This window comes from Acidisphaera sp. L21 (assembly GCF_009765685.1).
GTDB lineage: Bacteria > Pseudomonadota > Alphaproteobacteria > Acetobacterales > Acetobacteraceae > LMUY01.
In genome coordinates this window covers 41,822-62,521 of sequence record NZ_LMUY01000075.1, presented here as the reverse complement: position 1 = coordinate 62,521, position 20,700 = coordinate 41,822, and the positions used below count along the sequence as shown (strand labels likewise).

Genomic DNA, 20,700 nt, shown 5'->3' with positions numbered 1-20,700 from the left:
GGCTAGTTGTCGATGTCGATCTCGACCCGGCGACGCTCGACGCCCGGCTGGCTGTTTGGCGGCGTGCCGACGGCAGAGCGGACGATGCGACCGGCATCGACGCCGTCCTGCATCAGCAACCCAGCGACCGCATCGGCGCGGGCCTTGGACAACGATACGTCGGCCTCTGGCGAGCCGGCGCGGTCGGAGTAGCCAGTGACCTTGACCTTGTAGGACGGATATTTCTGCGCAACAGACGCCGCGTTCGACACCACGCCCATCCCCGCCGGGTCCAGGTTGGCGGAAAAGTCGTTGAAGAAAACCGGATAGATCCGGTCTGGCGGCTGCATGGCGCAGGCAGATAAAGCGAGCAGGCCCAAGCCAATGGCAAGGCGGCGCATAACAGAGACTCCGTGTGCTTCAGACATCAAACTGCCTATCGGCGGGAAGCGAGGCAACCAACCTCGCAGGCGATTCAAGCAATGCGGGCGATTTAGGCGGCAGCGGCTATGGCGTGCCCACCGGACAAGCGCCAAATCCGATCCAGCCGCTCCGCGCCCGTCAATCTATGGGTTATCAGCAACAAAGTGCGCCCGCTCGGCAGGTCATTCAAGGTCTTGAGGAAGGCGCGTTCGGTTTGCGCATCCAGCCCGGCGCCGGGTTCGTCCAACACGAGGATCGGTGCCTCGGACAGCAGCGTGCGCGCCAGGGCGATCCGCCTGCCCTGCCCGCCCGACACGCGGGCGCCCCCCTCACCCAGCCAGGTGTCCAGACCCTCGGGCAGGCTGCGGACGAACTCGCCGATTTCTGCCTCGTCCAACGCGCGCCATATCGCAGGCTCGTCGGCGGCGGGACGGCCCAGCAGCAGGTTGGCGCGGATGGTGTCGTCGAACAGATGGGTGGATTGCGACAGCACGCCGAACCGGCTGCGCACGTCTTCGGCGGACAGGCTGGCCAGATCCGCGCCCCCCAGCAGGATGCGGCCGGAACTTGGGGACGTGATCTTCAGCAGTAGCGCGGCCAGGGTGGATTTGCCGCAGCCGGATGGGCCGAGGATGGCGACCCGGCTGCCCTGCGGCACCTCCAGCGTCAGTCCATCGAACAGTTCCGGCCGGTCGGCGGCCCAGCGGAAATGCACGCCATCGAACCGCAGGGCGTTGCTGCGCGGCAGGTCGACCGGGGTCGCGGGTTCCGCCACGGCATTGGCGGGCGGCGCGGCGGCATCCAAGACGCGCCGGGCGGCGGCGGCGGCATGACCGGCCAGGGCGCCGGCACGGGACAGGCCGCTCGTCGCCTCGAACGCCGCGACCAGCAGGAACACGGCGCCCACGGCGGAGACGGGCCTCGACGACGCCGACAGCAACAGCAGGACGATTGCCAATTGGGCGCACAGGAAACCACCGGCCTGCGCGAATGCGGCACGGGTTGCCAGGCGGCCTTGGGCCAGCCCAGCCTCCCAATCACGCGCTGCCACACCTTCGGCCATTCGGGCTTCGGCGCCGAACATCCGCACCTCCCGCAGGCCGGACAGCGCGTCCAGCACCGCCACGCGGAGCCCGGCATTGGCGCCGGTTACCGCGACGCCGCTACGTTGGGCCGAACGGGCGGCCAAACCGGGGATGACGAAGGCCGACACCGCAAACAGGCAAGCTGCGCCCAGGCAAGGCAGCCAAAGCTCTGCGCCCTGGCCTACCAGGAACGCCAGCAGGACCAGCAGCAGCACAGCGGCACTGGCCAGCGGCACCAGGATGCGCAGGTATAGCCCGTCCAGCGCCTCGACATCCGCCACGAGACGCGATGCCAGATCGCCGGAGCGCTGCATGCCCAGCCCTCCGGCGGAGCGCGCGGCCAGGCGACGAAAGAACCAGACGCGGAGGCTGGCCAGGGCGCGGAAGGTTGCGCTGTGGGTCACCAATCGCTCGGCATACCGCAACACCACCCGCGCCGGGCCCAGCGCCGTCAGCATCGCGCCGACCGCCGCGGTGGCACCCATCAGCAATACTGCGACGTGCGCCCCGGCCAGCGCCAGCAGCGCGGCGCCCGTCAGTACGGATGCGACCGACACGATCGCTCCGGCGGCCAGCCAGGGCCATTGGCGCCGCCACAAAAGCAGAATGCGATACAGCGGACTCATGCCGCGCCCCTTGCCGTGACGACCCGGCCATCCCGCAGATCCAAACGCCGGTTCCCCAGGCTGAGCACCGCAGCGGCGTGACTGGCCATCACGACCGTGCGCCCGACCGACAGACGGCGCAGGCTGTCCATCACGTCACCCTCGGTGGCAGGGTCCAGATGCGCAGTCGGCTCGTCCAGCAGAAGCAACGGGGCGTTCTTCAGGAAGGCGCGGGCGATGGCCACGCGCTGCGCCTGGCCGCCAGACAGACCATATCCGCCCTCGCCGATCTCGGTATCCAGCCCGCGGGGCAAGGACTCGACGAACTGGCTGACCCGGGCATTGCGCGCTGCGGCCTCGATCTCCTTGTCGGTCGCGTCCGGCTTGGCGAAGCGGATGTTGTCCCGCACGGTGCCGGCGAAGATCGTCGGGCGCTGCCCGATGGACGCGATCATGCGGTTCAATGCTTCCGGCACGATGGTGGCGAGGTCGGCGCCATTGACCAGCACGCGCCCCGTCTGCGGCGAAACGAAGCCCAGGAGGATTTCCAGAATGGTGGATTTGCCCGCGCCGGATGGCCCGGCAAGCACCAGCGTCTCGCCGGCGGGCACGCGGAAGCTGATGTCCTCCAGCGCCGGGCCACGCGCCGGGTCCCAGGTGAAGCCCACATGCTCGAACGTGATGCTGACGCCGTGGGCGGTGACGGTGCGGATCGCCGCCGTCACCGGCGCGACGACCGGCATCGGGGGCACCGTCGCCAATGCCTCGGCAGCGCCGGTCGCGTGGGCGCGATCCTGATACGCGACGGAAAAGGCGCGCAACGGGGCAAAGAACTCCGGCACCATCAGCAGCACGAACAGGGCTGGCACGGTGTTCAAGCGGTGCGTCACCGCCGCGTGGCCGTAGCGGATGGCCAGCACCACCAGCGCCAGCGCCAGCGCGCAATCCAGCGCGGCGGAGGCGATGAATGCCACGCGCAGCACACGCATCGTGCGCCGCCGCAATTCGTTCGCGGCCTGGGCCAACGCCACGGCCTCGTCGGCGGCGCGACCGGACAGCACGATGGTGGAGATGCCACGCACCCGGTCAAGAAACCGGGCCTGCAATCGGCTGAGCGCCTGAAACTGGTGACGCGACGCCGCTGCGGCGCCGATACCGGACGCCGCCTGCGCCACCGGCACCAACAAGCCGCAGGCCCCGAGGACCAGCGCTGCCCGCCAGTCGACCGCTGCCACGGCCAACAGCACCAGCACCGGCCCGGCGATGGCCAGCACGCTGGCCGGCAGCCAGCGAGCAAAGAAGCCGTCCATCGCATCGACCCGATCGACCACGGTTGTGGTGAGCGCCGCCGAATGCTCGTGCCGCAGCAAGGACGGCCCTGCCGCCAGCAAGCGGGACATCACGTCGAGCCGCAGCCGCTGCCGGGCGGCGGATCCGTTTCGCACCGACACCCGCTCCGACGCGACGGAGAGGCCGGCGCGCAGCAGAGCCGCAATGCAGAACCCGGCGATCGCCCAAGCCGCCGCGGGCGCGCGTATGACCAGCGCATCCCCAAGGATGGCAGCGATACAAGTACCCTGAATGATCGCCAGAATAGTATTGAGCAGGCCGAACATCACCACAGGCCGCGCCGCGTGCCGGCCGAGCTTGGTCTGGGCCCGCAGCCAGTCCCGGCCGCCCTGCGTCTGTCCACTCATGGATGCCATGTAGCGCTCCGCAACCGACCTGCCCAGGCGTGTTCCGGGTTAAACCTGCGTCAGGCGGCCAGTGCGGCTTTGGCGACACCTGCCAGGTACCGCGCGGCGGCGGGCAGGATGGCGTCGTTGAAGTCGTAATGCGGATTGTGCAATTCGCGTCCGCCATCGATTGGGCCGTTGCCGATCCAGACGAACGCACCCGGCCGACGCGCCAGCAACGCGCCGAAATCCTCGCTCGCCATCGACGGCGGGATATCGCGATGCAGCGTCAGTCCGGCCTCCGTGGTGGCCTGCGCCGCCAGCGCCACACCATCGGCGGAATTGGTCACCGCTGGGGAGCCACCGCGGATGGCGACGTCGGCGGTCATCCCGAAGGTGGCGGCGACTCCGTGGGCCACGCGCTCGATAGCCTCTGCCACCTGGGCGTGGACGGTTGCGCGATGGGTGCGGAACGTGCCGGCCATGGTGGCCTTGTGCGGAATGAGGTTGACCGCTTTCGCCCCCTGCAGCGTGCAAATGGATAGAACGGCGCTGTCCAGCGGGTCGATGTTGCGCGAGACCACCGACTGCAGCGCCACCAGCGTGTGCGCGGCGGCCAGCACCGGATCGCGCGCCAGATGCGGAATGGCGCCGTGCCCGGCGTGTCCGTTCATGGTGATGGTGACACGGGCGCCTTGGGCCATCACAGCGCCATCGTGCACGGCCACCTCACCAGCAGCCAAACCTGGCCAGTTGTGGTAGCCGAAGATCCGCTCCATCGGGAAGCGCTCGAACAACCCGTCTGCGAGCATGGCTCTGGCGCCGCTGCCCGCCTCCTCCGCAGGTTGGAACACGAGGTAAACCGTACCGGCCCAGTCGATTTCCGCCACCAGCAGCGCGGCGGCGCCCAGCAGGCTGGTGGTGTGACCGTCATGTCCGCAGGCGTGCATCACACCGGGTCTGGTGGAGGCATAGGCCACATCGGTGGCTTCCTCGATCGGCAGCGCGTCCATATCGGCACGCAACCCGACGCTGCGGTCGGACTGGCCGCGCCGCAAGGTGGCGACGATGCCGTGGCCGCCCACACCGGTTTCGAACGGCACCGCCAACTCGGTCAGCCGCGCAGCGACGAAGGCGGCGGTCGCAGTCTCGTGCAGCGACATCTCCGGGTTCGCGTGCAGATGCCGCCGCCATTGCGTGAGACTGGCGGCGAGCGCCGGGTCGATATCGGCGCTGTCGTCGGGCGCGAACGTCACGCTGCGTTGTCCTGGCCGATGCTGGACGTGTCGGGGGTACGGGCGTTCGGTTGCGCGGCCCGCGACAAGCGGACGGCGTAGCGGGTGCCCCGCCCCTCATCCTCGACCGTCAACGTCGCGCCCAACTGGCGGCTGAATCCGCGAATGAGTTGCAGACCGATCCCGTCGCGCGTGCCGGCTTCCGTCTCCGCCTGACCGGCTGGGATGCCGACGCCGTTATCACTGATCATCAGGTCCAACTCTCCTCCCTTGTCCAGCAGGATCACGGCGATCTGCCCAGATTGGCCACCGGGAAATGCATACCGGACCGAGTTGGTCACAGCCTCTGTCACGATCAAGGCGAGCGGGACGGCTTGATCGGCGGACATGCGAAGCTCCGGCGCTTCGATCAGTAACCGGATACGGGCGTCTTCCTTCTCGCCCATCGCCTGGAATAATTGGCCGCAAAGCTCCTTCAGGAAGGAGCGCATGTTGATCGTGTGTAATTCGCCGTCCGCATATAAATGCCGGTGCAACGTAGCCAACGCGCGGACCCGATCCCGTGCGGCCTGGAATTCGGCCTGCGCCTCGGGCACGCGAATGCGGCTGGCCTGCAGGTTCAGGAGGCTGGCGATCACCTGCAGATTGTTTTTCACCCGATGATGGATCTCCAACACCAGTAGATCCTGCCGCTCCTTCGCTTGCTCCAACTCCAATTCGCGCTGGCGCAATCCGGTGGTCGCTTCCCGGAAGGATCGGGCGAGTTGGGTGACCTCGTCCGGTGCGCCAGCAAGATCGCCCGGGTCAAATGGCGCCCCGCCTTGCCAGCGGCGCACCGCATGGCTCAGCCGGCGCAGCGGGTTCCCAAATGCGACGTCGGCGCCCAGCACCACGGCAGTGAGCCCGGCAAGGACCAGGACGGTGAGCTCAGCCAGCCGCACGAGCAGTTCCCGCATCGCCTGGTCGTGCTCGCGTTGCGCGGAGGTTGCTGCGATCAGCCGCCAACCGCCCGGCAGCAGGGTGGTCGCATAGGCGTAGCGTCGATCCTTCGCCGACTTGGCCCGCACTGCGAGTTGGGCGGACTCGATCAGGCTGCCCATCGTCACCAGATCCGGCAGTGCCTGGACCACGGCACCGTGGGAGGCGATGACCCGGCGGTCCGCATCCAACAGCCACACGGCATCCTTGCCGCCGAACCGATCCGGCAGCACGCGCTGGTCCAGCCAGGATGGTGGCAGCACCGCGACGGCCACGTCACCGCCGACGCCGCGAACGGCTAGGGCGGTTTGGCCATCGGTGCCGAAGCGGCCCAATGCCTCCGCCGCGCCACCTCGCACCGCCTCGAACCAGGGGAGCGGGCGTTGCGGCAAGGGTGGCGATGCCCCGATGCGGCAGGTGATGGCGCCATCGATGTTGAGGGTCAGCAACGCCATGTCTGGCTCGTCCAGATCATCGGCAAGCGTCGCGTCACATAAGCCGCCCGAGATACGCGGGGCGAACGCCTGCAAGCTGCCGATGATGGATGCGGTTGCGGCGTGGTAGCCAGCCAGCGCCTGGCCATCCAGCAGGGTCGCGCGTTCTTGCGAGGCGCGTGCGATAGCCTGATAGTCCTGCAGGGCGATGGTGCCGGCCATGGCGGCAATTGGGAGGGCGGCCACAACAGCAAGCCCAACGAGGCGGCCCCGAGTGTGGCCGACCCGCGACCACCAGCCCGGACGCCGGTTGCCGATCACTTCTTGCGATCGTCCTCGATCAGCTTCAGCAACTCGTCCGGGATCGGCTCTTTCGCGACGCCGTCATAGATCTGATGCAGACCCCGCTTAAGCCAGAGATCGAACGCCTCCGGCTTGGCGGACTCGCCTGGCCTCTTGGTCGCTTTCTTCGGCTTTGGATCATTCATGTCCGGATGCTTCAAGCCACCAATCTCCGGACATAGAAACCGGCCATGACCTGGCCGGTTTCTCGCTACACACAGCAATGATGTTGTTTTTACACAGAAGCCGTCTTGCCGGTCGCGTCGGCCAGTCGAGCCTTGAGCAGATCTTGTGTGAGGCGCTGCGCCGGCTTCGCCGTGGCGGTGTCGCCCAGCAGCCAAGCCTCAAGCTGGCGGCGGGCGCGGAAGACACGGCTCTTGGCTGTTCCAACTGCGCACCCTGTGGCCTGGGCGAGGGCTTCGTAGCTCATCCCGTGCACCACGACCATCACCAGCGCCTCCCGCTGATCGGCCGGCAGCCGGTTCATCGCGGCGCCCAATTCCTTGAGGGCCAGGCGATCCTCGTGTGCCGCGTCGGTCGCGAACACAGACTGCGGCACATCATCGATGTCGGTCGTGTCACGGCGCTTGCGCAGGTTGGAGATGAAACGGTTGCGTAGGATGCGATGCATCCAGGCCGGGAAGTTCGTGCCGGGAATGAACGTGGCCTGCGCAGACAGGGCGTTGCAGACGGCGTCCTGCACCAGATCCTCGGCGGCAGCCCGATTGCGCGTGAGTGCGAGAGCCTGCACGCGTAGCTTCGGCAGGATGCTGATCACTTGGTCATGGAAGCTCGTGGTCATCTCGCATTCTCCATTTCTAATCGACCAATGACGCGGGATAGGAATGCGTTGCATCGGTTGGGTCACGAAAACGCGAGCAATCAGATTGCACGCAAACTGTCCGTTGCCGCGTGCCCGGTGGTCGCTACGTTGCGCGCCATGACATTGCCGGCCATCAAAGGACATCCATCTTCCGGCGCCCTATTCCGGCGCGGCGGGCATCAGGATCTGCGCGAGCTGCACCCGTGCCCGCGACACGCGCGCCTTCATCGTGCCGACTGGCACGCAGCAGATCAGCGCGGCTTCCTCATAGGACAGCTCTTGGGCGCCAACGAGCACCAGTGCCTCCCGCAGCAGGGGCGGCAAGGCCCACAGCATCCGATCCAGATCCCGTACATGAGATGCATCGTCCTGGTCCGGGCGGACGATTTCTTCGGTCGGCACATGGGCGCTGAGCGCCGCGGCCTCCCTCCGGCGACGCCGTGTCTGTTCGAAAAACAGGTTGCGCAGGATTGTGAACAGCCAGGCCTTCAGGTTGGTGCCAGGGCGGAATTGCGGCAGTGCGCCCAAGGCCCGGACAACGGTGTCCTGCACCAGATCGTCCGCAGCCGTACGGTCCCGCACCAGAAAACGCGCAAACGCACGCAAATCCGGCAGCACGGCCAACATCTGTCGCCTGGTATCCGCCAGCGGGACCGCGTCCGGAATCGGCGCGGGGTCAGCTTCGTTCCCGCCGGGCCGGGTTGGATCTGCCGGAACGCCGAGCAGGCTCAGTTCTCACTCCATAGGCAGCGCTTCGCGTCGTGGTATGTTCGTGATGCCCGAATGGGGCAAGTAGAGGTTTCGTTATGACCGCTTTCCGACGCGAAGACCTGCTTCGCGCCTTACCCTACGCCCGGCGCTACGCCCGGGCCCTATGCGGCGGACAGGAGCGTGGCGACGCCCTGGTGACGGATGCGGTGCGGGTGCTGCTCGCTGCCGAGCAGGCGCAGGACGCAGAGGCCCGGCATGCGCTCTATCGGGCGGTGACGAAATACGCGGGCGAGAAAGCGATCGGCGCGGGGTTGGAAGGTGCGTTGACGCAGTCCCAACGCAAATTGCTGTTGCTGACCTCGTTGGAAGAGGTATCGCTGCCCATCGCCGCCTCTCTCCTGGAGCTGGATGTAACGGAGGCGGCTATCATGCTGACCTCTGCCCGGGACCAGTTGCGCAGTGCGGCGGCGACCGATGTGCTGATCATCGAGGACGAGCCGATCATCGCCATGGATATCGAGGAATTGGTTGCCAATTGTGGCCATCGAGTGATCGGCGTGGCCGCAACCGAGGCCGATGCGGTCGCAATTGCCGAGCGCAGTCGCCCCGGGCTGATCCTGGCCGATATCAACCTCGGCGCTGGCGGGGACGGCACCTCCGCCGTGTCGCGCATCATGCGCAACCACTATGCCCCGGTCATCTTCGTCACTGCCTATCCCGAACGGCTGTTGACGGGAGAGGCGCTGGAACCTGCCTTCGTCATCACCAAGCCGTTCGAGCCGCTGACGTTGGCGATTGCCACCTACCAGGCCGTGACGGGCGGGGTTCACCTGGAGTAGCCGCGCCCGCCCCGCGGATGATCGCGGGGGTGCAATCGTCCGGATTGCGACATCATTTGGGAACCGCCCGCTTGTCCGGGCGTCTGACCTAGCGCCGTCCGATCGCTGCACAAGGCCAGAGTCCATATGAACGCAATCGACCGAGCTGCCACGACGGCGGCTAAACAAGACGCCGGAGCCCACCCTCGGATCCGCTATATAGACCCGTTGAGCCTGGTGGATGGTGCTGCATTCGCAAGTGTGGTGTCGCAGGCGGCCAGTCTCGGCTTCACCGCGATCCTAGTGCCGCCGCCATGGGCGCCAGGCGCCTCGGGCAATCGTTTCACGCCTGCGTCGCTTACGAAGCTAAATCCCGCGTTGGGCCAGGCAAGCGCCTCCGATTACATCCGGGACGTGGTGCGGGTCTGCCGGCAGCATGGGCTGAAGGCGATGCTGGACCTGCCGCTGGCAAGTTTGGATGCCAAGTTTGACGCAGAGGCCCCGCCATTTACCGCTGCGAGCTCGGCAAGCGCATTGGACCCGCGGCAGGGTGGCAGTAACCAAATACGCGTGGCCGCCGACCCGGTAGGCGTCGGCGCGTGGTGGGCTAGCCATGTGGGGAATTGGATCGGCCTCGGACTTGGCGGTTTGCGGGTTTTGGGCCTGGAACATGCGCCGGAGGCACTTGCCGGACTACGCCAAGTCGCACCTGACCTCATGCTGATCGCTTGGACGCCGGGTATGCCGCGCGATGCGCTGTCGCGGGTGCGGGGAGCGTCATACGTTGTGTCCTCCCTGCCGTGGTGGGATTTCCGGGGCGATTGGTTCTGGGACGAGTTGGCGGCTTTGCGCCAGATCGCCCCCGTCATCGCCTGTCCGGAATCGCCGTTCGATCCACGCGCGGCGGCTGCCGTCCATGACCCGGCATTGATCGCGGCCACGCTGCGGCGTGCTGCCGGCATGGCTGCGGCCATTGGCGATGGCTGGATGGTGACCCACGGGTTCGAGACCGGAGCCCGCCGCAAACTCGATGTAGCCGGCCAGGTTAAGAGCGCTGGCGACCGCGCGTTGGATAACGGCATCGATTTGACAACGCTGAATCGCATGGTTGGCCAGGGTGCCCCGTCCGTTGGCACGCAGCATCTATCCGGCGGCGGCGCGCCCGTTCTGGCGCTGCTGCGCACCGACGCGGCCGATGCGCGTTTCGCCAGGTCTGCGCAACTGGCGCTGCTTAACACAGATCTGGCGAATGCCCGATCGATCGACCCGGCGGTGGTTCTGGCGGGAATCGATGGATCATTCGGTGCGTTCACGTCGCCGGGCACCAAGGACACGGTGATGCCTGGCACTTCCCTGATGCTGGCGCCGGGCGAGCTGATGGTGGCGACGGCGCAGGCAGTTGCAAAGCAGACGCCGCCGAGCAAGCTGGACGCGGACGCCGCACGACGGCTTGCCAACACTCCGCGCGTCGCGATCGAGGCCGTGACGCCAGCGGTGGATGACGGGTCGCTGCCGGTAAAGCGGCTGGTGGGCGAGGTCATCACCGTCGAGGCGGACATCATTTGCGACGGCCACGAAAAACTGGGCGTAGCGTTGCAGTGGCACGAACCGGGCAATGCCACGGTCCATGAAGTTCGGATGCGGGCGCTGGGCAACGACCGGTATCGTGGGGAAATGCCGCTGCACCGGATTGGCGCCTACGACTACACCATCCAGGCCTGGCGCGACGCGTTTGCCAGCTACAAGGACGAGATCGCCAAGAAGAGCGCTGCCGGCATCGATGTGTCGCTCGAACTGCGCGAAGGCCTGGCCTTGCTGACGCGCACGGCAGAGCGGGCCCAAGGCAACGTCCGCAGCGATTTTCAGGACCTGCTGGCGCGTCTGAAGGACGCCGACGACGTTACACGGCTTACGAGCTTCCTATCTCCAGAGCTGTCGGAGTTGATGGCACAGGCGGACGACCGTCCCCGTGCCGCGACCCTGCCCCGCCCGATCCGCATCGATGCCGAACGGAGCGGTGCCGCGTTCGCTGCGTGGTATGAGGTGTTCCCCCGCTCGATGAGCGACGACGCCAAGCGCCATGGGACATTTCGCGATGTAGAACGGCATCTGCCGCGTGTGCGGGCAATGGGGTTCGACGTGCTGTATTTCCCGCCCATCTCGCCCATCGGCACGACCAATCGTAAAGGGCCGAACAACACGCTGACGCCTGTAGAGGGCGATCCCGGCAGCCCTTATGCGATCGGCTCGGCAGATGGCGGGCATGACGCGCTGCATCCGGAACTGGGCACACTGGAAGATTTCCAACACCTCGTGGCAACCGCGGCCGAGAATGGCCTGGAGATTGCGATCGACTTCGCCATCCAATGCTCTCCGGATCATCCTTGGTTGCAGCAGCATCGCGGCTGGTTCGATTGGCGTCCGGACGGCACGATCAAATACGCCGAGAACCCGCCGAAGAAATACCAAGACATCGTCAATGTCGATTTCTACGCCCCGGATGCGATCCCCGGCCTATGGATTGCGTTGGCCGAAGTGGTGATGTTCTGGATGGCCCAGGGCGTGCGCCTGGTGCGTGTGGACAACCCGCACACTAAGCCACTGCCGTTCTGGCAGTGGATGATCGGCACGGTGCGAGAGCATTATCCAGACGCCGTGTTCCTGGCCGAGGCGTTTACCCGACCGAAGGTGATGTATCGCTTGGCAAAGGTCGGCTTCAGCCAGTCCTACACGTACTTCACCTGGCGCGAGACGAAGCGTGAGATGGAGCAGTATCTGACCGAGTTGGCGGAGCCGGGGCCGCGCGACTTCTTCCGTCCCCACTTCTTTGTCAACACGCCGGACATCAATCCGGTATACTTGCAGAACGCCGGGCGTCCCTCCTACTTGATCCGCGCTGCGCTGGCCGCGACATTGTCTGGCCTTTGGGGCGTCTATAATGGGTTCGAGTTGTGCGAGGGCGCGCCGCTGCCGGGTCGCGAAGAATATCTCGACAGTGAGAAGTACCAGATCCGCGTATGGGACTGGGACCGGCCGGGCAACATCGTTCCGGAGATTACGGCGCTCAACCGTATTCGGCGGTCCAACCCTGCGCTACGGTCGCACCTGACGACGCGGTTCCTGCCTGCAGCCAGCGACACGGTCAGCGTGTTCCTGAAGGCGACGCCGGATATGAGCAACGTGCTGGTCTGCGCAATTTCGTTCGATCCTAACCAGCCGCAAGATAGCGGCTGGGAATTCCCCTTCTGGCTGTGGGGTGCCGACGAAAACGCCGCTTTCGAGGCGGAGGACCTGCTGGGTGGCGCTGTTCAAACCTGGCGCGGCAGGTCGCAAGGCCTGCACATCGATCCGGCCCGCCCCTACGCTATCTGGCGCATTCGCGCGCTTTTCTGATTGTCTCCAAACCCCGAGGTTCTATTGCCCGACACCGCACTTACCGGCGCGACACTGGCTCCTCAAGCTGCGGCTGAGGACCCGACGTGGTTCAAGGACGCAATCATCTACCAACTCCACGTCAAGAGCTTCTTCGACGCGAACAACGATGGCGTCGGCGACTTCCGTGGCCTGATGGAAAAACTGGATTACATCGCCGAATTGGGCGTGACGGCAATTTGGCTGCTGCCGTTCTATCCCTCGCCGCGTCGGGATGATGGTTATGACATCGGCGATTATCGCGGTGTGCATGCCGACTACGGCACACTTGCCGATGCTCGCGCCTTCGTTCAGGGCGCGCATGAGCGTGGATTAAAGGTCATTACCGAGCTGGTGATCAACCACACATCCGACCAGCACCCATGGTTCCAGCGCGCGCGCACCGCACCGAAGGACAGCCCCGAGCGTGATTTTTACGTCTGGTCCGACAGTGACGAGAAATACGCTGGCACGCGGATTATCTTCACCGACACGGAGAAGAGCAACTGGACCTGGGACGAGGTCGCCGGGCAATATTACTGGCACCGCTTCTTCTCCCACCAACCCGATCTGAACTTCGACAACCCGGCGGTGATGGAGGAAGTGCTCTCCGTCATGCGGTTCTGGCTAGACATGGGCATCGATGGCCTGCGTTTGGACGCGGTGCCGTATTTGGTAGAGCGGGAGGGCACGAATAACGAGAACCTGCCTGAAACCCATGCGCTGTTGAAGAAAATCCGCGCCGAGATGGACATCCATGCACCGGGCCGGATGCTGTTGGCCGAGGCCAACCAGTGGCCGGAGGACGCGCAGGTCTATTTCGGCGAGGGGGACGAATGCCACATGTCATTCCACTTCCCGCTGATGCCGCGCATGTACATGGCGATTGCTCGGGAAGACCGGTTCCCTATCACCGACATCATGCGGCAAACGCCGGAAATCCCGGCAAACTGCCAGTGGGCGGTGTTCCTGCGTAACCATGACGAGTTGACGCTGGAGATGGTGACCTCCGGCGAGCGCGATTACTTATGGGAGACCTACGCCGCCGACCGGCGCGCCCGGCTGAACCTGGGCATTCGCCGCCGCCTTTCGCCGCTATTGCAGCGCGACCGCCGCCGTATCGAGTTGATGAACGGCCTGTTGTTGTCGATGCCGGGCACGCCCGTCATCTACTACGGTGACGAGTTGGGCATGGGTGACAACATCTTCATCGGCGACCGCGATGGCGTGCGCACGCCGATGCAGTGGTCGGTGGACCGCAATGGCGGCTTCTCCCGCGCGGATCCGGCGAAACTGGTGCTGCCGCCGATCATGGACCCGATCTACGGCTTCCAGGCGGTGAACGTGGAGGCGCAGGCCTCCGATCCGTATTCGCTGTTGAACTGGATGCGCCGCATGCTGGCGGTGCGCGCTGGGCACAAGGCGTTTGGCCGCGGCACCCAGCGCTTCCTATATCCAGGCAACCGCAAGGTGCTGGCATATCTGCGCGAACACACGCTCGATGACGGAACGGAGGAAACGCTGCTTTGCGTCTCCAACCTCTCACGTTCGGCACAGGCGGTGGAATTGGATCTGTCCGCGTTCTCCGGTCGCGTGCCGGTCGATATCGTTGGCGGTTCGGTGTTCCCCGCAGTTGGGCAGTTGTCATACCTGCTGACACTGCCGCCGTTTGCATTCTACTGGTTCCTGCTGGCCAACGACGCACAATTGCCGACGTGGCACACCCCGCAGCCAGAGGCGTTGCCGGAATTCTCCACCATCGTGCTTCGCTCCTCCATCGAGGAGGTTCGCCCCGGCTACGGTCGCACCGTGCTAGAGAACGAGGCTCTGCCCGCCTACCTGCCGAAGCGCCGCTGGTTCGCGTCCAAGACGGAAACACTGACCAAGGTCACCATCGCCTATTTCGCGCTGATCAACCCGGTGCCCGAGCCGATCTTCATGACCGAGGTCGAAGTGACGCTCGGCGAGCGCAAAGAACGGTATGCGTTGCCGATGGGTGTTGTCTGGGAAGACGAGGCGGTCGGCAACCTGCCCGCCCAGCTTGCCATGGCCCGCGTGCGCCTGGGGCCACGCGTTGGTTATCTGACGGACGCGTTCACCATCGATAGTTTCACCCGCGCCGTGCTGCGGAACCTGCGCAATTCGGATTCCGTGTCGTTCGAAGGCGGACGGCTGGACTTTCGCCCCACGTCGCTGATGGCGAAATTGGACCTGGCGGAAGACGCCGAGATCCGGCGTCTATCTGCCGAACAATCCAATTCGTCGCTCATTGTCGGCGATACGCTGGTGATGAAGGTGGTGCGCCGCGTGGCCGCGGGCGTTCATCCGGAAGGCGAGATCACCCGCTATCTGACGGAGCGCGGGTTTGGCAATACGGCACCGCTTTATGGCGAGATCGTTCGGGTCGACCCGGATGGCACGCCGAATACTATCGGCCTGGTGCAGGGCTTCGTGCGCAACCAAGGCGATGGCTGGGGTTGGACGCTGGAGTTCCTGGAGCGTACGGTCGACGAACTCTCGACCACCGATGGCGAGGCCGAGCATGAGGAGGATGCACTCGCATCCTACAATGTGTTCGCCGCCGCAATCGGGCAGCGGCTGGGCGAGTTGCACGCGGTGTTTTCTGCCCCGACGAGTGACCCGGCATTCTCCCCCGAGCCGGCCGACGATGCCGTGTTGGCCGAATTCGCTGCCGGTGCCATCGAGCAGATCGACCTGGCGCTCGACATGCTGGCCAAGGTGACGGATTGGCCGAGTGCCGAGGCGGAAGCACGGGCGAAGGCCATCCTTGGCCACGCCGATGGGCTGCGTGAGGCGGCAAGGAAGCTCGCGATGGATGGCAAGGGCTCGCTCCGCACCCGGGTGCATGGCGACTTTCATCTGGGCCAGGTGTTGGTGGTGCAGTCCGACGCATACCTGATCGACTTCGAGGGCGAACCGGCGCGGACCATGGAACAACGCCGGGCCAAATCCTCGCCCATCCGGGACGTTGCCGGTTGCTTGCGCTCGTTCGACTACGCGGCTGCCGCGGCTCTGCCGGGTCGCGTCGCAACGGCACCGGCTGCGGCGGCGCGGCGTGCGGAAATCCTTCAGCATTTCCGCATCGGGGCGGAGGCAGCATTCCTCGCTGCGTATCGCGCCGTGCTGGCGGAGGCGCCCAACAAGTGGGTCACGCCAGCTGGAGAGGCTGCGATGCTCGACCTCTTCCTGTTGGAGAAAGCCGCATACGAAATCCGCTACGAGGCAGCGAACCGACCCACCTGGATCGGCATTCCACTGGAGGGCATGTACGTTATAGCCGCCCGCCTGCTGAACCTACCGCCGGAGGGCACCGATGCTTGATACGATCAGCGACCACGGAATTCATCCGGGGGCCATCGAGGCCATCGTCAATGCCCGGCATGGCGATCCGTTCGCCATCCTCGGCCCGCATGATGGCACGGTGCGCGTGTTCATGCCGGGTGCGGACACCGTATCGGTCGTAGACCGCGCAACCGGGATGGCGACGGGCGAACTAGCCCGCATGCACCCGGCGGGATTCTTCGCCGGACCGGTGAGTTCGCATGCACCCTATCGCCTGCGCATCGGCATGGGTTCGGCGAGTTGGGAAACGGAGGACCCATACTCGTTCCCGCCTATCCTTGGCGAGATGGACATCTATCTGCTGGCCGAGGGGCGGCATCGCGATTTTGGGCGCTGCCTGGGCGCGCATCCGGCCGAGATGGAGGGCATCGTCGGCGTACGGTTCGCGGTATGGGCGCCGAATGCGCAGCGCTGCTCGGTCGTGGGCGATTTCAACGGCTGGGATGGCCGGCGTCACCCGATGCGCAAGCGGCATGGGCCCGGTGTGTGGGAGCTGTTCGTTCCTCGTATCGGCGCCGGCACCCTGTATAAATACGAGATGCTCGGCCCATGGGGCGAGTTGCTGCCGCTGAAGGCAGATCCTGTCGCCTGGGCCGCGCAGATCGCGCCGCAAACCGCCTCCATCGTGGCGGATGACATGGCGTATCCGTGGACCGACGGAGAGTGGATCGCGTCCCGGCCGGCACGGCATGGGCTGGACGCGCCAATGTCGATCTACGAGGTGCACGCCGGTTCGTGGTCGCCTGCGGCGAAGGATGGCGTGGATGGCTGGGACCGCCTGGCTGACCAGCTGGTGCCCTATGCTGCCGATATGGGCTTCACCCATATCGAGTTGCTGCCGGTGATGGAGCATCCGTTTGGCGGCTCGTGGGGCTACCAGCCGCTTGGTCAGTTCGCGCCATCGGCTCGGCTTGGGCCACCGGAGGCGTTTTCGCGATTCGTGGATCGCTGCCACAACGCTGGCGTGGGTGTGCTACTGGACTGGGTGCCGGCGCATTTTCCGACAGACGTGTATGGGCTCGCCAAATTCGACGGTACGGCGCTGTACGAACATGCCGACCCGCGGGAGGGCTTCCACCGCGATTGGAATACGCTGATCTACAATCTCGGCCGCAACGAAGTGCGGGCGTTCCTGATAGGCAGCGCGCTGTTCTGGCTGGAACACTATCACGCCGACGGCATTCGCGTGGATGCCGTCGCCTCGATGCTCTACCGGGATTACAGTCGCGAGCCGGGTGAGTGGGTGCCCAACCAATATGGCGGGCGCGAGAACCTGGAATCCGTGTCGTTCCTACAGGAACTCAGCCGTGCCGTGGCGGAGCGCGTGCCGGGTGCGTTGCTAATCGCGGAGGAAAGCACCGCCTGGCCCGGCGTGACCCGCCCGGCCGATGAAGGTGGCTTGGGTTTCCACTACAAGTGGAACATGGGGTGGATGCACGACACGCTCCACTACATCGAGGAGCAGCCAGTCTATCGCCAGTATCATCATGGCGAGATGACGTTCGGCCTGGTGTACGCCTTTAGCGAGAAATTCGTGCTGCCGATCAGCCATGACGAAGTGGTGTATGGCAAGGGTTCGTTGCTGGGAAAGATGCCAGGCGATCCGTGGCAAAAATTCGCCAATCTGCGCGCCTACCTGGGCTTCATGTGGACTCATCCCGGTAAGAAGCTGCTGTTCATGGGCCAGGAAATCGCTCAGGACCGTGAGTGGAACCACGATCACGGGCTGGATTGGTATCTGCTGGATCGGCCGGAGAACAAGGGTGCGCAGGCGCTGGTGCGCGACCTCAACACGCTGTATCGCGCCTATCCCGCGCTTCACCGTCGCGACTGTGAGGCAGAAGGTTTCCAGTGGCTGGAGATGGGGGACGCCGCACAAAGTGTGTTCGCCTATCTACGGCTGGCAGAAGATGCACCTCCGGCCCTTGTCGTCTGCAACTTCACGCCTGTGCCGCGTTACGGCTATCGCATTGGCGTGCCAGTGGCAGGCGGTTGGAAAGAAATACTGAATACGGATGCCGGCATCTACGGCGGCAGCAACCTCGGCAATGGCGGCCACGTCCATACCGAGGACATCCGGCACTACGATTTCCCAGCCTCCCTCACACTCACGCTACCGCCATTGGCAACTGTCGTATTCGTCGCGGGGTAGTCCGCGACAGGTTTTGGAGCGCTGAATGACCGAACGGTTCGCCCATCCCCTTCCGTTCGGAGCCGAGTTGCTCGGCAATCTGGCCCGGTTTCGTATCTGGGCCCCTTCTGCCAAGCACCTCGTGCTGGAACTTGACGGCGTAGATCATGCGATGACGACGCTGCAGGACGGGTGGCACGAGGCAGCTGTCGTGGCAGAGCCGGGTGCGCGCTATCGCTATCGCATGCCGGACGGGATGGCGTTTCCCGACCCGGCGTCCCGCGCCCAGGCCGGCGACGTGCACGACCCGAGCCTGCTGGTCGATCCCCGCAGCTTCGAGTGGAAGCATGGCGGCTGGAAGGGTCGGCCATGGCACGAGGCGGTCGTCTACGAACTGCATCCCGGAGCCTTCGGCGGCTTCGACGGCATTCGCGCGGAACTGCCTCGCCTTGCAGCGCTGGGCGTGACAGCCGTGGAACTGATGCCGATCGCGGATTTCCCGGGCGCACATAACTGGGGTTATGATGGCGTGCTGCCCTACGCGCCGGATGCCGCCTATGGCACGCCCGACCAGTTGAAGGCCATGATAGATGCAGCCCACGGCCTGGGGCTGATGGTGATGCTAGACGTGGTCTACAATCATTTCGGTCCAGACGGCGCCTACATCCACGCTTTTGCCAAACCGTTCTTCCGCGACGACAAGCACACGCCCTGGGGGGCGGCGATCGATTTCTGCAGGCCGGAGGTGCGGCAGTATTTCGAGCAGAATGCGCTGTACTGGCTGCACGAGTACCGCTTCGACGGGCTGCGTTTCGATGCGGTCCATGCCATTGATGACCCTGGCTTCCTGGACGAGATGGCGGCGGTGCTGCGGAGTTCGACCGATCGCGAGATCCATCTGGTGTTGGAGCACGAGGGCAATGCCGCACGGCACCTCCGCGCAAACTCCGGCGGCCCCGGCTTCGACGCGCAATGGACCGATGACGTGCATCATTGCCTGCATGTCCTGCTGACGGGTGAGTCCGAGGGCTATTACGAGGATTTCGACGACCCGATCCATCGCCTGGCCCGCGCCATGGCGGAGGGTTTCGTCTACCAGGGGGAGGTCTCCAAGCACTCTGGCAAGCCACGCGGCGAGCCATCGGCGCATCTGCCCACGACGGCATTCGTGATCTGCCTGCAGAACCACGACCAAATCGGCAATCGCGCCATGGGCGAGCGGCTGACGCAACTGGCGGAGCCCGGCGCGTTGCGCGCCGCTACGGTGTTGTTGCTGCTGTCACCCTTCGTGCCGATGCTGTTCATGGGGGAGGAGGTGGCTAGCACCGCCCCGTTCCTGTTCTTCACGGCGCATAACGACGAATTGGCCGAGTTGGTGCGCGAAGGCCGCCGGGCTGAGTTCAAGCATTTCGCCGCGTTCCAAGATCCTGAGCGGCGGGAGAAGATCCCCGACCCGAACGCACCGGCGACATTCAGGGCATCCGTGCCGGAGTTGACCGGCGATAGCAGCTTTATAACGAAGCTGCTTGCGGTACGGGCGGCGTCGGTCGTGCCGGGCATTCCAGGCTGCCGTAGCGCCGGGGTGACGGTGCTGGGCCATGCCGCGCTAGTCGCGCGGTGGCGGCTGGGCACCGGGGCGACCCTCGCGATCGCAATAAACCTCGGCGATGAAAAACCGACCTTGCCGATGGCAGCCGCAGGCGACACGATCTTCGAGAGCCCGATCGGGGCCTGGGACGCCGCCATGTATGGTACTCTACTCGAACGCTCGGCCGTGGCCTGGATCGAGCCTAGCCTGTGAGCCTGCATGCCCTGGCCGAAGCGGGCGGCCTGGCGCTGCGCTGGAAAGATGTGCACGGCGAATGGCATGAGGTAGCGGACGAATCATTGCGGCTCGTACTGTCTGCGCTGGGGCTGCCCGCCGCGACTGAGCGAGAGATTGCGGATAGCCTGCAGTCGCTACGCGATCCCGGGCGACTGCCGCCGCTGGTGACTGGCGAGGCAGGCGGCACGATTACCTTGGCAGTGCTTCCCGGCGCCTACGAGTTCACGCTCGAGGATGGTGGCGTGGTGCAGGGCCATGCGACCGGCGATACCGAGGCGACGATCCGGCTGCCGACCGAGGCTGGCTATCACCAACTCAGCATCGGAAAATCGTCGTTGGTCGTGGCCGTGGCACCTACAAGGTGCTGGACGGTGGCCGACGCGGCGCCAAGGGGCGCCTGGGGTTTGGCCGCGCAGCTCTATTCACTGCGCCGCGCTGGCGATGGCGGATTGGGGGATTTTGGCGCCCTTGCCGATTTCGTCCGCAATGCCGCCGCCCATGGCGCAGCCGCCGTCGCCATCAGCCCCGCGCATGCGCAGTTTTCCGCGACGTTGGACCGGTTCAGCCCCTACTCCCCCTCCAGCCGCACGCTACTGAACGTGCTGCACGCCCGGCTTGACATTGAACCCGTGAAAGCCGGGCCGCTCGAGTCGATGGAAATGGTCGATTGGCCCGCCGCCACGGCGCTGCGCCTCGCCCATCTGGATGCCGCCTTCGCCAAGGCGGAGCAGGGTGGCCCGGTGTGGGACGCATTTCAGGATTTCCGGACGGCCCAGGGGGACGGGCTCGTCGGCCATGCGCGGTTCGAGGCATTGCATGCGGCGATGACGGTCGATGGCGGTCCCTGGCACTGGCGCGACT

General features: G+C 65.5%; 14 protein-coding genes. 6 read left to right on the top strand and 8 right to left on the bottom strand.

Annotation, left to right across the window (positions count from 1 at the left end; translation table 11 throughout):
* Positions 1 to 2 precede the first annotated feature (2 nt).
* From GSQ76_RS15040 to GSQ76_RS15005, 8 genes are all read right to left on the bottom strand, one after another.
* Complete coding sequence (locus GSQ76_RS15040; protein ID WP_158744723.1) at positions 3 to 380, bottom strand: OmpA family protein; 378 nt, start codon at positions 378 to 380, stop codon at positions 3 to 5.
* A 92-nt stretch (positions 381 to 472) separates the two neighbouring features.
* Complete coding sequence (cydC, locus tag GSQ76_RS15035; RefSeq protein WP_158744722.1) at positions 473 to 2,113, bottom strand: thiol reductant ABC exporter subunit CydC; 1,641 nt, start codon at positions 2,111 to 2,113, stop codon at positions 473 to 475.
* Positions 2,110 to 3,789: a thiol reductant ABC exporter subunit CydD gene (gene cydD, locus GSQ76_RS15030; RefSeq protein WP_158744849.1), complete on the bottom strand. Its 1,680-nt coding sequence runs from the start codon at positions 3,787 to 3,789 to the stop codon at positions 2,110 to 2,112. Before cydD ends, cydC begins: the two co-directional genes overlap by 4 nt.
* Before the next feature lie 59 nt (positions 3,790 to 3,848).
* Entirely contained in the window at positions 3,849 to 5,024 is a 1,176-nt protein-coding gene (locus tag GSQ76_RS15025; RefSeq protein WP_254070422.1) for an amidohydrolase, read from the bottom strand.
* Positions 5,021 to 6,661 carry a sensor histidine kinase gene (locus tag GSQ76_RS15020; protein WP_158744721.1) on the bottom strand — a complete coding sequence of 547 codons (1,641 nt, stop codon included), beginning with the start codon at positions 6,659 to 6,661 and terminating at the stop codon, positions 5,021 to 5,023. The genes GSQ76_RS15025 and GSQ76_RS15020 overlap by 4 nt, the downstream gene beginning before the upstream one ends.
* A gap of 71 nt (positions 6,662 to 6,732) precedes the next feature.
* On the bottom strand, positions 6,733 to 6,918 hold the full coding sequence (locus GSQ76_RS15015) for a NepR family anti-sigma factor (RefSeq protein ID WP_158744720.1): 186 nt from the start codon (positions 6,916 to 6,918) through the stop codon (positions 6,733 to 6,735).
* 74 nt (positions 6,919 to 6,992) lie between these two features.
* On the bottom strand, positions 6,993 to 7,559 hold the full coding sequence (locus tag GSQ76_RS15010) for a sigma-70 family RNA polymerase sigma factor (RefSeq protein WP_158744845.1): 567 nt from the start codon (positions 7,557 to 7,559) through the stop codon (positions 6,993 to 6,995).
* A gap of 180 nt (positions 7,560 to 7,739) precedes the next feature.
* Positions 7,740 to 8,207 carry a sigma-70 family RNA polymerase sigma factor gene (locus GSQ76_RS15005; protein WP_158744719.1) on the bottom strand — a complete coding sequence of 156 codons (468 nt, stop codon included), beginning with the start codon at positions 8,205 to 8,207 and terminating at the stop codon, positions 7,740 to 7,742.
* A gap of 179 nt (positions 8,208 to 8,386) precedes the next feature.
* On the opposite strand from GSQ76_RS15005, the gene GSQ76_RS15000 reads away from it, so the two are divergent.
* The 6 genes from GSQ76_RS15000 to GSQ76_RS31840 form a co-directional block, all read left to right on the top strand.
* Complete coding sequence (locus tag GSQ76_RS15000) at positions 8,387 to 9,130, top strand: response regulator (protein ID WP_158744718.1); 744 nt, start codon at positions 8,387 to 8,389, stop codon at positions 9,128 to 9,130.
* Positions 9,131 to 9,256: 126 nt separating this feature from the next.
* Positions 9,257 to 12,502: a maltotransferase domain-containing protein gene (locus GSQ76_RS14995; RefSeq protein ID WP_158744717.1), complete on the top strand. Its 3,246-nt coding sequence runs from the start codon at positions 9,257 to 9,259 to the stop codon at positions 12,500 to 12,502.
* 24 nt (positions 12,503 to 12,526) lie between these two features.
* Entirely contained in the window at positions 12,527 to 15,862 is a 3,336-nt protein-coding gene (treS, locus tag GSQ76_RS14990; protein WP_158744716.1) for a maltose alpha-D-glucosyltransferase, read from the top strand.
* Positions 15,855 to 18,035, top strand: a complete 2,181-nt coding sequence (glgB, locus tag GSQ76_RS14985) for a 1,4-alpha-glucan branching protein GlgB (protein WP_158744715.1) — start codon at positions 15,855 to 15,857, stop codon at positions 18,033 to 18,035. The genes treS and glgB overlap by 8 nt, the downstream gene beginning before the upstream one ends.
* Positions 18,036 to 18,060: 25 nt before the next feature.
* Positions 18,061 to 19,815, top strand: a complete 1,755-nt coding sequence (gene treZ, locus GSQ76_RS14980) for a malto-oligosyltrehalose trehalohydrolase (RefSeq protein ID WP_158744714.1) — start codon at positions 18,061 to 18,063, stop codon at positions 19,813 to 19,815.
* Positions 19,812 to 20,700, top strand: an 889-nt coding sequence (locus GSQ76_RS31840) for a 4-alpha-glucanotransferase (RefSeq protein WP_254070421.1), incomplete at its 3' end; no start/stop codon positions are given. The genes treZ and GSQ76_RS31840, both read left to right, overlap by 4 nt.

What these genes read in the sequence shown, in the direction of transcription:
- treZ (WP_158744714.1), top strand. Translation starts at nt 18,061, where the DNA reads ATGACCGAACGGTTCGCCCATCCCCTTCCGTTCGGAGCCGAGTTGCTC.
- GSQ76_RS15010 (WP_158744845.1), bottom strand. Translation starts at nt 7,559, where the DNA reads ATGACCACGAGCTTCCATGACCAAGTGATCAGCATCCTGCCGAAGCTA.
- GSQ76_RS14995 (WP_158744717.1), top strand. Translation starts at nt 9,257, where the DNA reads ATGAACGCAATCGACCGAGCTGCCACGACGGCGGCTAAACAAGACGCC.
- GSQ76_RS15040 (WP_158744723.1), bottom strand. Translation starts at nt 380, where the DNA reads ATGCGCCGCCTTGCCATTGGCTTGGGCCTGCTCGCTTTATCTGCCTGC.
- GSQ76_RS15005 (WP_158744719.1), bottom strand. Translation starts at nt 8,207, where the DNA reads ATGTTGGCCGTGCTGCCGGATTTGCGTGCGTTTGCGCGTTTTCTGGTG.
- cydD (WP_158744849.1), bottom strand. Translation starts at nt 3,789, where the DNA reads ATGAGTGGACAGACGCAGGGCGGCCGGGACTGGCTGCGGGCCCAGACC.
- GSQ76_RS15000 (WP_158744718.1), top strand. Translation starts at nt 8,387, where the DNA reads ATGACCGCTTTCCGACGCGAAGACCTGCTTCGCGCCTTACCCTACGCC.
- cydC (WP_158744722.1), bottom strand. Translation starts at nt 2,113, where the DNA reads ATGAGTCCGCTGTATCGCATTCTGCTTTTGTGGCGGCGCCAATGGCCC.
- glgB (WP_158744715.1), top strand. Translation starts at nt 15,855, where the DNA reads ATGCTTGATACGATCAGCGACCACGGAATTCATCCGGGGGCCATCGAG.